This is a genomic window from Streptomyces sp. NPDC025793 (genome assembly GCF_055558375.1).
The window spans coordinates 19,184-31,110 of the sequence record NZ_JBVHMR010000014.1 but is presented as its reverse complement, the minus strand read 5'-3'; the positions used below and the strand labels follow the sequence as shown (position 1 = coordinate 31,110).

The 11,927-nt window shown below is 68.9% G+C and carries 13 protein-coding genes; 10 read left to right on the top strand and 3 right to left on the bottom strand.

Features of this window, described 5'->3' with window-relative positions:
• The first annotated feature begins 522 nt into the window (after positions 1-522).
• The gene (locus tag ACZ4MF_RS25440) at positions 523-948 is read left to right on the top strand and encodes a hypothetical protein (RefSeq protein ID WP_467494236.1); all 426 of its coding nucleotides are present in this window, start codon (positions 523-525) and stop codon (positions 946-948) included.
• A gap of 119 nt (positions 949-1,067) precedes the next feature.
• Here the strand turns inward: ACZ4MF_RS25440 and ACZ4MF_RS25435 are convergent, their stop codons facing one another.
• A complete protein-coding gene (locus tag ACZ4MF_RS25435) occupies positions 1,068-4,004 on the bottom strand; it encodes an AfsR/SARP family transcriptional regulator (protein ID WP_467494235.1) in 2,937 nt (978 codons plus the stop codon).
• 470 nt (positions 4,005-4,474) lie between these two features.
• Between ACZ4MF_RS25435 and ACZ4MF_RS25430 the strand changes: the two genes are divergently transcribed.
• The 9 genes from ACZ4MF_RS25430 to ACZ4MF_RS25390 all read left to right on the top strand — a co-directional run bounded on the left by ACZ4MF_RS25430 (position 4,475) and on the right by ACZ4MF_RS25390 (position 10,421).
• Positions 4,475-4,981, top strand: a complete 507-nt coding sequence (locus ACZ4MF_RS25430) for a hypothetical protein (protein ID WP_467494234.1) — start codon at positions 4,475-4,477, stop codon at positions 4,979-4,981.
• A gap of 308 nt (positions 4,982-5,289) precedes the next feature.
• Entirely contained in the window at positions 5,290-5,715 is a 426-nt protein-coding gene (locus tag ACZ4MF_RS25425; protein ID WP_467494233.1) for a hypothetical protein, read from the top strand.
• Positions 5,716-5,803: 88 nt separating this feature from the next.
• Complete coding sequence (locus tag ACZ4MF_RS25420; protein WP_467494232.1) at positions 5,804-6,208, top strand: hypothetical protein; 405 nt, start codon at positions 5,804-5,806, stop codon at positions 6,206-6,208.
• 232 nt (positions 6,209-6,440) lie between these two features.
• A complete protein-coding gene (locus ACZ4MF_RS25415; protein WP_467494231.1) occupies positions 6,441-6,872 on the top strand; it encodes a hypothetical protein in 432 nt (143 codons plus the stop codon).
• Positions 6,873-7,020: 148 nt separating this feature from the next.
• Entirely contained in the window at positions 7,021-7,545 is a 525-nt protein-coding gene (locus ACZ4MF_RS25410; RefSeq protein ID WP_467494230.1) for a hypothetical protein, read from the top strand.
• A 401-nt stretch (positions 7,546-7,946) separates the two neighbouring features.
• Positions 7,947-8,336, top strand: coding sequence for a hypothetical protein (locus ACZ4MF_RS25405; RefSeq protein WP_467494229.1), 390 nt, complete (start codon positions 7,947-7,949; stop codon positions 8,334-8,336).
• Positions 8,337-8,577: 241 nt separating this feature from the next.
• Positions 8,578-9,009 (top strand): peptidase inhibitor family I36 protein, encoded by a 432-nt coding sequence (locus tag ACZ4MF_RS25400; protein ID WP_467494228.1) that lies wholly within the window; start codon positions 8,578-8,580, stop codon positions 9,007-9,009.
• Between the two features lie 91 nt (positions 9,010-9,100).
• A complete protein-coding gene (locus ACZ4MF_RS25395) occupies positions 9,101-9,475 on the top strand; it encodes a hypothetical protein (RefSeq protein ID WP_467494227.1) in 375 nt (124 codons plus the stop codon).
• Positions 9,476-9,923: 448 nt separating this feature from the next.
• A complete protein-coding gene (locus ACZ4MF_RS25390) occupies positions 9,924-10,421 on the top strand; it encodes a GNAT family N-acetyltransferase (RefSeq protein ID WP_467494226.1) in 498 nt (165 codons plus the stop codon).
• Positions 10,422-10,569: 148 nt separating this feature from the next.
• Here the strand turns inward: ACZ4MF_RS25390 and ACZ4MF_RS25385 are convergent, their stop codons facing one another.
• Together ACZ4MF_RS25385 and ACZ4MF_RS25380 are read right to left on the bottom strand one after the other, a co-directional pair.
• The gene (locus ACZ4MF_RS25385; RefSeq protein ID WP_467494225.1) at positions 10,570-10,908 is read right to left on the bottom strand and encodes a nuclear transport factor 2 family protein; all 339 of its coding nucleotides are present in this window, start codon (positions 10,906-10,908) and stop codon (positions 10,570-10,572) included.
• A gap of 194 nt (positions 10,909-11,102) precedes the next feature.
• On the bottom strand, positions 11,103-11,306 hold the full coding sequence (locus tag ACZ4MF_RS25380) for a cold-shock protein (protein ID WP_467494224.1): 204 nt from the start codon (positions 11,304-11,306) through the stop codon (positions 11,103-11,105).
• Positions 11,307-11,927: the final 621 nt, after the last annotated feature.

Here is an 11,927-nt window from a genome sequence, read left to right as displayed (position 1 = left end):
CGCGGGGATAGGACGCGATAGAGTGCTTCACCTGGGAAGTGCCTCCGGCGGTGGCAGGAACAAGGACCTCGACAATCCTTATTCTTACTGGTCAGAGGCACTTTCTGCTTTCCTGGCCGCCTGCCGGACAGCCCGCTTCATGAAAGCGCGAGGCTAGCTTGATCTTCAACCTGTGCGGCGGGGCCCTGCACACCCGAGGACCGCCGACCGGCTCCGTCCCTGGGAGGCACCCAGCCCTCCGGACAGGCTCACTCCCGCCCGCGTTCCGCCGCGACGTGCACACACCCAAGAAGACACAGCCGGCGAAACAACGAAAGCAGAGGTGTGCTCGATGTCCAGGCGGATCAGCGTCCCCTCGACGACGTGACACAGGATCCGTTGCGGCATCGCCCCGGCCGCGGGCGACGGCTGAGCAGAGTGCGATCGACGTTCCCGGGCCGGAGGTCACCGGCAAGCTGTACGACGGGCCGGCGAAGGCCAACTGGCAAGCCTGTCGCGGATCTGCCCACGGAGGAGACTGCTGTGTACGGAAGTAGATCCCAACTGTTCCGGCGCATGGGCTGTTCTGTCCTGGTCCTGGCAGTCTTCGTCATGGTGGGACTGCACTTCTGGAACCGTTTGGAGCGTTCGCACAGTGAAGACGCCTCGGTGGCGGACAGCTCGCGAGGGGAAAGCGTCATCGTGAGCGACAACGGTCGTACGATCAACGCGGTCGAGAGCTGGGGCTCGTGCGAGAACCGCCCGCGCATCGAAGCCCGTGAATCCACTCACACCGTGACACTGCTGCTGAAACGCACGTGGCCTCTGTGGGGAGGACGTGGCGACGAGGTCGCCTGTCGCCACAACGCCGGTGAGAAGATCAGCGTCCGTCTGGACGCTCCACTTGGCGACAGGACGTTGACCGACAGGTTCACCGGGCGTCCCATCCCCTTCAGGACCGCCCCCTGACCGCGGACAGGCCGTCATCGTCGAGGATGCAGATCCGCCGGTGCAGAAGACCGAGGCCGTCGCGCGGGAGTTACGGGTGACTGATCGGACAGACGTCTCTGGTCAGGGACATGACCACCTTACGGCGACGATGGCCGCGCCGGAGCTTTCGTCTGGTTGATGTCGCCGATCATCTGCCACAGCCGCAGCGCCCGCTCTCGGTGCTGGTCCGCCAGGTCGTGAACGCCGGCGGCGGCGTACAGGTCGCCGATCAGTTGCCAGCAGGTGGCCTCGTCCTGGCGGTCGCCGTGCCGGTGGAACAGGCCCGCCGCGCGCTCCAACGCCGGGCTCGCCCGGTCCCGGTCGTGCTGGCCGGCGTACACGCGGCCGACTTCCAGCAGCGTGTACGCAACACACCGCTCGTCGCCCAGTTCCTCGAAGGTGGCCAACGCCTGCCACAGGCAGCGCAGCGCCTCGTCCGGATCACCACACCGATCGTGCAGCCGGCTGAACCGCCGCAGCACCACGGCCACGCGATGCCCGTCGCCCAGCTCCCTGGCCTGGCTCAAGGCCCCGTCGAACCAGAACTCCGCCTCGTCGAGCTTGCCCTGCATGAGCTTCATCACGGCCATGGAGCAGGACAGCTGCGCTTCGATGTGCCGGTCGCCCTCACCGGCCGCGATGGCCAGCGCGTGCTCGACACGTTCGAGGGCTTCGTCGTCACGGCCCTGCACCCGGCTGACCGTACCCAGCATGGCCACCGACAGCGCCTCGCCGCGTTTGTCCCCTCCGTCCTGGCACAGCCCGAGGGAGGACTCCAGGGCCCGGGTGGCCCGGTCGAACTCGTCCTGGTAGATGTGCAGCTGGCCGAGACCGCGTAGCAGCACCGATGCGCCGCGCATGTTGCCGGCGGCCTCGGCCGCGGCCAACGCGAGCCGGTGCCCGTGCTGCCAGTGCTGATAGAGACACCGGTGGTCGTAGTAGGTCGCCGCGCCGGCCGCCAGTTCCCAGGCCAGCTCGTCCAGGCCCCAGTCCACGGCCAGTTTCACCGCGCCGAGCAGGTTGTCGCGTTCCGCGTCGAACCAGCCGACCGGGTCGGCCATCAGCCGGTCCACGACCGCATCGGGCAGCGAGCGGCGCGGCGCCGAACCCGGCGCGGCCGCCAGCAGCCCGGCCGCCGGCAGCCGGTCGGTGCCGCGCCCGATCAGCTCAAGCCAGACGGACAGCACCCGGATGATCGCGTCCCGCTTGTCCTGCGTCGGCAGCGGGGCGGCGATCTCCACGGCACAGGTCCTGATCAGGTCGTGCAGCCGGTAACGCGGCTCGCCGAGGGCGTCGGTGGCGGTCAGCCGCACCAGGCTGGCGTCGACGAGGGTCTCCAGCACCTCCTCGGCGTCCGAGCGGTCCAGCAGCGGGCCGACCACCCAGCCGGGCAGGGTGGATGGGCCGAGCAGGCCCAGCAGGCTCAGCGCGCGCACCGCGTCGGCCGGCAGCAGCCGCAGGCTCAGTTCGACGCTGGCTCGCACGCTGAGGTCCCCGATCCTCAGCTCGGCCAGCCTCCGGGACTCGTCCTCGATCCGTTCCCGCAGCACCCGCAGCGACCAGGCCGGGCGGCCGGTCAGCTTGGCGCTGGCGATCCGGATCGCCAGCGGCAGGTTGCCGCAGCAGTCGAGGATCGCGTCGGCCTCCCCCGCTTCCCGCTCGACCCGCCGCCGCCCGACGACGCCGGTGAACAACTCCCGCGCCTCGGCCGGGCTCAGCACGTCCAGGTCGATGTGCCGGGCGCCGGGAAGGTGTGTCAGCAGAGTGCGGCTGGTGATCAGCACGGCGCAGCCGTCGGCCCCGGGCAGCAAGGGCAGCACCTGGCCGGCGTGACCGGCGTCGTCGAGCACCACCAGCATCCGGCGGTCCGCCAGCAACGACCGGTAGAGCGCGGACCGTTCGGACAGCCCGTTCGGGATCGCGCTGCCGGCGATCGAGAGGGCACGCAGTGCCTCGGCCAGCATCAGCGCCGGGTCCCGCGGCTCGTCCGATGTCCCGGCGAGGTCGAGGTAGAGCTGGCCGTCGGGGAAGGCGGCGCTCGCCAGCCGCGCGGCGTGCGTCACCAGACAGGACTTGCCGACACCGGGACCGCCCACGACGACGGCCACCGGAGCCCGGTTCGGAGCCGTCCCGTCGAGTAATCGGGCGAGCTCGGCCAGCGCGTCCGCCCGGCCCACGAAGTCCGGTACGTCGAGCGGAAGTTGCCGCACCGGCATCGCCATGACCGGTTCGGTGGCCGCCGCGCCGGGACTCTCCGGTCGGGTGTCCGCAGGACCGCTCGCAGCAGCAGGGGCCGCCAGGGCGGGATCGGCGACCAGGATGCGCCGATGCAGCGCCTGGATCGGCGGGGTGGGGTCGACGCCGAGTTCTCCTGCCAGTGTCCGGCGCAGCCGCTCGTACACCTGCAGTGCCTCGCCTTGCCGTTGGCACCGGTAGAGGGCGACCATCAGGTGCTCGGCGACGTGCTCGTCGTAGGGGTGCTCTCGCAGCAGGGCGGTCAGCTCCTCCACGACCTCACGATGACGCCCCAGGTCGAGTTCGACGCTCAGACACCGTTTGTGCGTGGCGGCGCGCTTCTCGTTCAGCCGTGCCGCGTCGATCTCCAGGACCCGGCTGGAGATGTCGACCAAGGCGTTTCCGCGCCAGCAGGCGAGCGCGCGCCGCAGCGCGACAGCTGTCTCGAAAGGGGCCTTGTGCCGTTCGGCGAGGTGTCGCTCGTGGTCGAACTCCAGCAGGTCGAGCTGATCCGGGGCCAGGTGGATCTGGTAGCCGCCGCGCCGCGTGCTGATCAAGGAACCTGGTGCTCCGCACGCGGCGAGGTTGCGGCGCAGCCCGGAGAGGGCGTCCTGGACCTGACGGACCGCGGTGGCGGGTGCCTCCTCGTCCCACATCACGGTGACGAGTCGTTCCATGGCGACGACGTTGTTGGCGTCGACCAGGAGCGCGGCCAGCATCTTGGCCTGCCGCGGTCCGTCTAATCGGACCTCGCGCCCGGTGATCTGGGCGTGCAACGGCCCCAGCACACCAAATCTCATGTTCCCCCCGGCACTTCACCATCAGCGCCCATCCCCTGGCTGACCTGGCACTAGGACGAATCTAGGACGGTCGGCGGACCCGTGTCCATAGCGTCACCGTGGGGCACTCAGCCATTCCCGCGCGACGAAAGGAACAGCGATGAAACGCCCGGTCAGGCAGCAGCGGCGGCCGTGACGACGGCCGTCGCCACCGTCGCCTCCACCGGCGCGGCCCGGGCCCATGGCTGACCGACGGGCCGCAAGGACCGCTGCTTCTCACCGGCTGGGCGGCCACGCCCAGCCGAGGCAGTACGCCCTTGAACCATCGGATGAGTCACCGCCATCACCATCGCCATCGGACGCGGTGCCGGCCGACCGTGCAGCCGTGCAGCGCTCGACCGTCCCCGCGTCGTCTCGCACCTGGCAGGCGGACACCAGGACGTCAACGCGGGCTTCCGCCCGGCCACTTCAGAGGGGATGAACCCGGCATCATGAGATCCGGACTGCGGCGCCTCGCCGCCGCCGTCGCTGCCGTCACCGTCGCCGCGGCGGGATCGGTGGCCGTCAGCGCCGGCGTGGCCACTGCGGCCGCGTCAGATGCGTGCAGCTACTCCATGCGACTCAACACCGACGACATCGGTACGGGGAACCTCGGGTACATCGGATACGTCGAGATGAGGTACTCCTCCGGCTGCCATCGGGTCGAGGCGGTCATGCACATCGACTCCGGGTTCGCCGCCTCGCACTCGGGCTGGAACGCGCGGGTGGCCATCCGGACGACGCAGGGGTTCTCCGTCGACACGCCGTACCAGAACACCTCGCAGACCGACCTCCCTTCTCCCTCGGTGTCGATCTGGGGACAGTCCACCGAGCAGTTCCAGGCGGACGTCGACTGGACCTACAACTGCAACGAACTCGAAGCGGTCACCGCCGCCTGGGACTTCTCCAACGGAACCGTCGTCGGGGGTCCGAACGGCAGCGGCCGGTGGCTGTGCTGAGCGGTCGGCCGGTCGTGGCACCCCTTGAGCGTCGGGGCGGATCACTGCGTCAAGGGCTCTCTGATGATGCGAAAGCTCCCGGCCGGCCCGGTCGCCCTCGACACCGGGGCCATGCTGACCGGCATGACCGGGCAGGCTCGGGCCGCCGCTCCCACGGGCACCGAGACCACGCCGACGCGCTGCCCGGCATCCTGCACCACCACGACTGGTCCATGACGTCCGAGGCCACCTGACCCCGAGGCCACCTGACCCCGAGGCCACCTGACCCCCGAGACCAGGGACCCGAGACCAGGTTCCGGAAGGAAGCTATGAAGCACATCCGTGCACTCGCCACGGGAGTCGCCGCGCTCTCCCTGGCCGCCGCCGGTGTCGTGACGACGGGTTCCCAGGCCCAGGCGGCCAACTACGTCTGCCAGGGGCGGCTCATCCAGAGCCATACCGAGGGTGGTTACACGTCGGAGCTGATCGAATCGACGGACGGTACCCAGGCGTGTGTCGTCACCTTGAACCAGACCGGTCGTCCGGCCTCCACCTGGGCGTTCCTCGACCACCTTGGCGATGCCAGGTCCATGCCCTGGGACGACGAGGGCGTCTACTCCCAGTTCGCCTCCACGGGCTGGGTTCCGGAGCACCAGCCGGCCCCGTGGGGTGACTCGTGCTGGCTGTGGGGCGGAACCCCCAACACCTCGGCGCCCAACAGCATCTGGGACGCGAGCTTCTGCTTCTCGTACTGACGATCTCGTACTGACGATCTCGTACCGACGAACTCGTACCGACGACTGCGGGCGATCCCTGCTCGCACGAGCAAGGGGACACCCAAGGATGCGCACACGACTCGCCGCCGCCGCGGCGACCCTGACGCTGGCGACCGGAAGTCTGGTCGGCCTCGGTGCCACCAGCGCCAGCGCCGACGACACCCACTGCACCCCCGTCACGAGTGCCTATGGCTGGCAGGTGTACACCTGTTTCGACGTCACCACCGCCGTCTTCTCCCAGAGGATGGACGGCACCTTCGCCAGCACGGATGTGCGGATCTTCTACCAGGCCGACGACAGCTGGTACGCCGAGGCCGGCAACGCGGGCACCGGCGGTACGCTGGCCGAGCCCGGGCAGACCTACAGCATCAGCATCCCCTGGTACGCCCACGCACCGGCGTACAGGCTGGAGGCGTGGATCACGGAGTCCGGCAGACGCGTCGCCGACCAGTCGACCGGCTGGTTCGGCTGACAGGTGCCACGCCCGCAGCCCAGGCTGACGCGAGCCGGTGAATCCGGTTTCGTCCACACCCACTTGCTTCCAAACCCGCGGTCCTGAACGCATGAGCGGCCCGCACCCTCAAGCCCCCAGCAGTCGGCACGGCTGTGGCGGCACGTGTTCACCGAGCCGATGAACCGCAGGCTGCGCAGCCGATGGACAAGGCCGGCGCCGATCGCGCAAGGCATCACAGGAGGAGGAATTCATGCCCCGTCAACCGCACCAGCGCCGGTCGCGAGGCGGCCGGCGAACCGCCGCAGCCGCCCTGTGCACCCTCGCGACCCTGACCACCGGGTTCCTGCTGGCGCCGAGCGCCCAGGCAGCCGGCTCCAACTGGGAGGCGTGGTCCGGCAACTGCTACGGCTGGACAACCTGGGACGCCAACCACGTCACCGGACACACCTGGGACCACGCATACGACGACTGCCGGATCTCGATCATCCAGTGGAACGCCTACGAAACACCCGGCTCCGGCTCGTCCTACCGCAACGCCGACGCCTACGCCCCCAACACCGGGGCCGACACCCCCACATGGTGGCACGGACCCACGGACACCGGCGGCCTGCTGGAGGTTCAAGTCTGCGTCCAGGACATGAGCACCGGAGCAGAGACCCAGTGCAGCAACGTCTACAACTGACATGCCCGCCTGTCACGGCCCGCGCCGTGCGCACCGCCTGCCCGCGACCGCATCCGCGCACCCCCGGGCAGGCGTCCGCCTCGAACCTCCCCGGTCGCAGCCGCGGCCGCCCTACTCGTTGCCCGCCATGCGAAGGATCTGAATCCCCGTGAACCCGGCCCGAGCCCTGAAGGCTCTTGCTGTCAGTACGGCCCTTGCGGTGTCCGCCCTCGCGGCACCCACCGTGACCGCGACGGCCGCCCATGCGGACAGCTGCTCCTACTCCTCGCTCACCAGGAGCGACGTGGACCTGTACGGCTACGTCGGCTACGTGGAACTGATGTACTCCTCCGGCTGCCACACGACCCGAGCGCACTTCCACGTCGACAGCTCCTTCCTCGCCAGCCACTCCGGATGGAACGTCACCCTCTTCGTGGACAACGGCAGGAACGCCGACAGCACCGCTCAGAACGTCGTGATCACCACCCCCTACCCGAACAACACCTCGTCCTCGGACTACTGGTCCGAACCCACCAGCATCTATGGGCATCCGACCGAACAGTTCGTAGCCGGGGTGAACTGGGCCTATAACACGTGCCAAGGCGACTGGGGCTCCGGCTGGCACGACTACACCAACGGCTACAACTACGGCGACGGCGGCGCCTACAGCTACAGCCAGGGCTGCCACGGCTAGCGCTCTCGGCGACCGCCTCTGCCTTCCCGCTCCCGGCCTGGAGCAGGAAGGCAAAGGAAGCGGCTGATCGCCGTCCCCCGCAAGGAGAACTCCAGAGCGGAAGGCGCGCGGCAGCCAAGCGGACACCCGGCCGGACGCGGTGGCACGGCAGCACGGCGGGACGGCGCGGCATGGGCCGGCAGCTCCGAGGCCGCAGGCTGTCCGCGCCTCGCCGGCAGGACGCCAGTCATGAGGCCACAGCAGCCGCCCAGTGCGACGCCGTCCACGCCGGCGGCCCCGTCACGCTCCGCCGAGGCTCAGGGGCCCACACCCTCCACCTCAGCGCGCACTGGACCAACCTGTCGCACTGCGCCGTCAACGGCACCACATACCCGACAAAGGAAAGCCGAGGACCGGACGACATGCGGAAGACCCGTGCCAGCCTCACCGTGACCGCCCTGGCCACCGCCGCGATCATCGGCGTCGGCACCGCCGCGTCCGCCGCGACCGGCAGCGACTCCTACACTCTCCACGGCGTGACCATCACGGGCACCAACACGGTGGCCGAGACACCGTGGGTCGACGCCTCCCTGTGCAACCACCAGGGTTCAGCGAACAGCTTCCACTTCTGGATCAAGGACGCCCAGACCGGCCGCGCGATCACACCCACGGACCACACCACCCCCCAACTCGCGCCCGGAGCATGCGACTACATCTACGGGGAGGACAGCGGCCAGGACGCGATCCAGGTCTACGCGAGCTCCGGCAATCTGTGGACGTTCGGCACCGACTGGATCTACCTCGGCAACTGATCCGCTCCTCCCGCCACCACGGTCCTCCCGATCGGCATCGCCAACGCCGAGTGGTCGATGTACGGCTCATGAACCAGCACGGCATGCCTGCTACCGGCATGTGCGGGGTGCGACGCGGCACCAGGAGCACCGCACCCCCACCTGCCCGCGGAGGATGCCGCGACCCCGACGTGCGAGGTCCGGCTGACGACGAAGCCACGCCCACCACCATGGCCACAGACCAGAAGGAGACAAGCGCACCATGAAACCGAGCCGCCGCATCACCAGGCTTGCATCGGTCCTCGCGGCCGCCGCGGCCGCCACGCTGCTTGGCACGACCACCCCCGCCTACGCCGCCGGACCGGGCGGCGCCGAGGCCTGCCCCGGCGGATCCTTCTGCCTGTACTACAACTCACCCGGCGCGGGCTGGGGATCGTTCGAGCACTGGAGCCCCGGCTCGTTCAGCGACCTGGGCCAGTTCTCCTTCCGGGACTGGGGCAACGGCTCGGGTTACGGCCAGACCGTCTACAAGAACGCGGCCTCGGTCGTGAACAACACCTCCTACTCCTGGAACATCTGCGTCCCCGCTCCCCCGCCCGACAACATGAACTGCGGAATACCGATTGCCCCGAGATACGCCGGAAGTCTGCCCAGCGCCGCCTACAACAACGACATCGCGATGTTCATCAACTGACGGGCGCTCCGACAGAACCACCGCCGACGGTGTTGCTGTGGTGCAGTTCGCCGGCCGTCGGGCCGCGTCGCCCCTGAGAGGGAGCCGCTTCATGCTGACTTGCCGTACGTCCCTGCGATCCGCCATTGCCGTCCTCGGCGTCGGTGCCGCGATCGCTCTGTGTTTCGCGTCCACGCCCGCTTTCGCCGCCAACGAGGGCGACCACTGGATCCACACGCCGAACTGCACCGCCGACCAGGAGATCCAACTGAAATACGTCAATGGTGCTTGGCATGACGAGCAGGAGCTCAACCCGACAGCCACCGACAACGGCCAGTGCACGTTCGTTCTGACGGATAACGGCGGGTACCTCTGGAGCTCCAACGGCGCCGGCTCCGACTGGTGGTACGACGGTCCGGGCCACAAGATCTGTGCCATCGTCTACGACCCCGCCGACCCCAGGGGCACCCTCGGCATCTGCAACTGAAGCCATCGAGCGCCGCCTCGGAGCGATGCTCGGTACTCGTGGACCACTCCTGACGGAAGGAGGCGTACCTTCCCGATGGACCGATCGACAGGTCATCGAGCAAGGCCGACGTTGCCGCGTCGGTCGGGGAGACACGCCGGTGCTTACGGTAGTCAACGAGAACGGCACCACGCCAAGCGGCAGTTCGCTGCTGGACGAGATGGTTCGGGAAGGCGCACAGCGGATGCCGGCCGCCGCGCCGGAGGCCGAAGTCACCGCCTGTACAGCAGTGAGACGAACGCCGGAGCGACCCCCCAACGCATACCTTTCCGCCGGGCCGCGCCCGTGGTCTGCGGGTGCGTGAGTCACCGTTGCTCCCCGGTTTCGGCTGGTCGCAGGGCTGAACGACCTCGTTTGCCCGGTGGTAATCAACTTGCTGCCCGCCCGGCGGGCGGGCAGGGTCTGGATCATGCTTGAACTACGCACTTTGGAATCAGACGACTGGCCCCTTTGGCGGGAGTTGCGACTGGCCGCGCTTGCTGAGGCGCCCCACGCGTTTGGATCGACGCTGGCCCAGTGGCAGGGCTCCGGCGACCGTGAGGAACGCTGGCGTGCCCGTCTGTCGATTCCTGGCGCGCACGATCTCGTCGCGCTCCTCGACGGCCTTCCGGTGGGCATGGCCAGCGGAGTGCCGGGCGAGGGAGCAGAGACCGTGGAGTTGATCTCGATGTGGGTCGACCCCACGGCTCGGGCCAAGGGAGTGGGTGACTACCTGATCCAGGCGGTCGAGCGGTGGGCGGTGGAGCGCGGTGCCACGACGCTGCGGTTGTCCGTCATGCCGGACAACCGCAAGGCAACCGCACTCTATGAGCGGCACGGTTTCATGGGCACGGGTGAGTCCGGCGATCTTCTGCCCGATGGCATTGCCAGGGAGCGGGTCATGGCGAAGAGCCTGGCCGCCGTCTGATCTCCACATCCGGCCATCGAGTAGGCCAAGGTCACCACATGCGGCGTGATGTACCTGGAGGAACATCCGCAGGACGACCAGCGCACCCCGGCAGCCATGCCACCGGACACGTCTGAGCGGCCACGGCCGGCCAGGCGATGGGACCTGCTCAGGCTTGCCCGGTCCCGAAGCGGGTGATCCTGTCATCCGAGACCGTGGAGCGCCATGCGGTGCGGATCGCGCCCCAGCGGTCATTGGTGTAGTCGGCCACCAAGGCGGTCCCGCCGTCCGCCACCGATTCGACGTCCATGCGGCCGTTGCTGCCGAAGGCCTCGCTCTGGAGCCAGTTCCGAACATCGCGATCCGTGCCGTCGTCGCTCACGGTCGCATCCGGCGTGAGCAGGTCGAAGAGGCCGTTGCTGTCACCGGACTTCGGCGCCTTGACAGCGCTGGCACCTGGTAACACGGCGCCGGTCGCGGACGGCATAGCGCCCATTCGCACCCGCATGCCGGTCCGCATCCTCAACCAAGCCGAGTACGACGCCTACACCGACGAACGGAATGTCCGACTCGGCATAGAGCCGCCACCCACTGCCGTACAACAGACGACGCCCCGCCACCCAGGCCGGCGCAGGTCTGGAGGGGGCGCGACGGGAGAGCCCCGACCGGTGCATCCACCGGTCGGGGCTCTCCGTGGCGTTGTCAGGCGGGGCGGATGTGCTCCGCCTGGGGGCCCTTCTGGCCCTGCGTGACGTCGAAGGTCACCTTCTGGCCCTCTTCCAGGGAGCGGAAGCCGCTGGCGTCGATGTTCGAGTAGTGGGCGAAGACGTCGGGGCCGCCGCCGTCCTGCTCGATGAAGCCGAAGCCCTTTTCCGCGTTGAACCACTTCACAGTGCCGGTAGCCATGTGCCTGTCTCCTTCGAGAGGACTCGTATCGGGCCCCGCACCGTGCGGGGTCCGGAGGTGATCGCCCTGGTCCGGAGAGGCGTTGAACAGCAAAAACGCCCGCGATGGCGATCACGGGCGAACGGGACTTCGGAACCACGACTGCTGATCACGACGCTACACCGGCGGGTGATGTTCGGCCAGTGAAAACAGAGTTGGCCTCGCAGGCTGCGTCACGGCAGCGCAGCGGGCCGCGTCGGCCTCACCAGACCGGACGGGGCCCTTGGCGGCGGTTCGGCGAGGGTGCACATCCATGGCCACGGCGGTGGTTCCTCGGCGGGGATCCTCAGCTCCACCTCCCTCTCAGCACATGAGGATCTACGTCACACCGGCCAGCACGGGGGATCCGGTCTCTCGGACAGCCTCTCGGGGCCGTCGATCCAACACCCGGAGGAGGCAGGAACCCATGTTCAAACGGAACAAGGCCCGACGACCGATAGCCATGATCTCCACAGCGGCCGCGGCAACCGCTGTTGTCTTCGCGGGAGGGCTCATCGGCGCCCCGTCCGCACAGGCAGCCATGAGTTCCGGCGGCTGCCGACTGACCGGCTGGGCCGGCACGAACCCCGGCGCTTCCCTCTA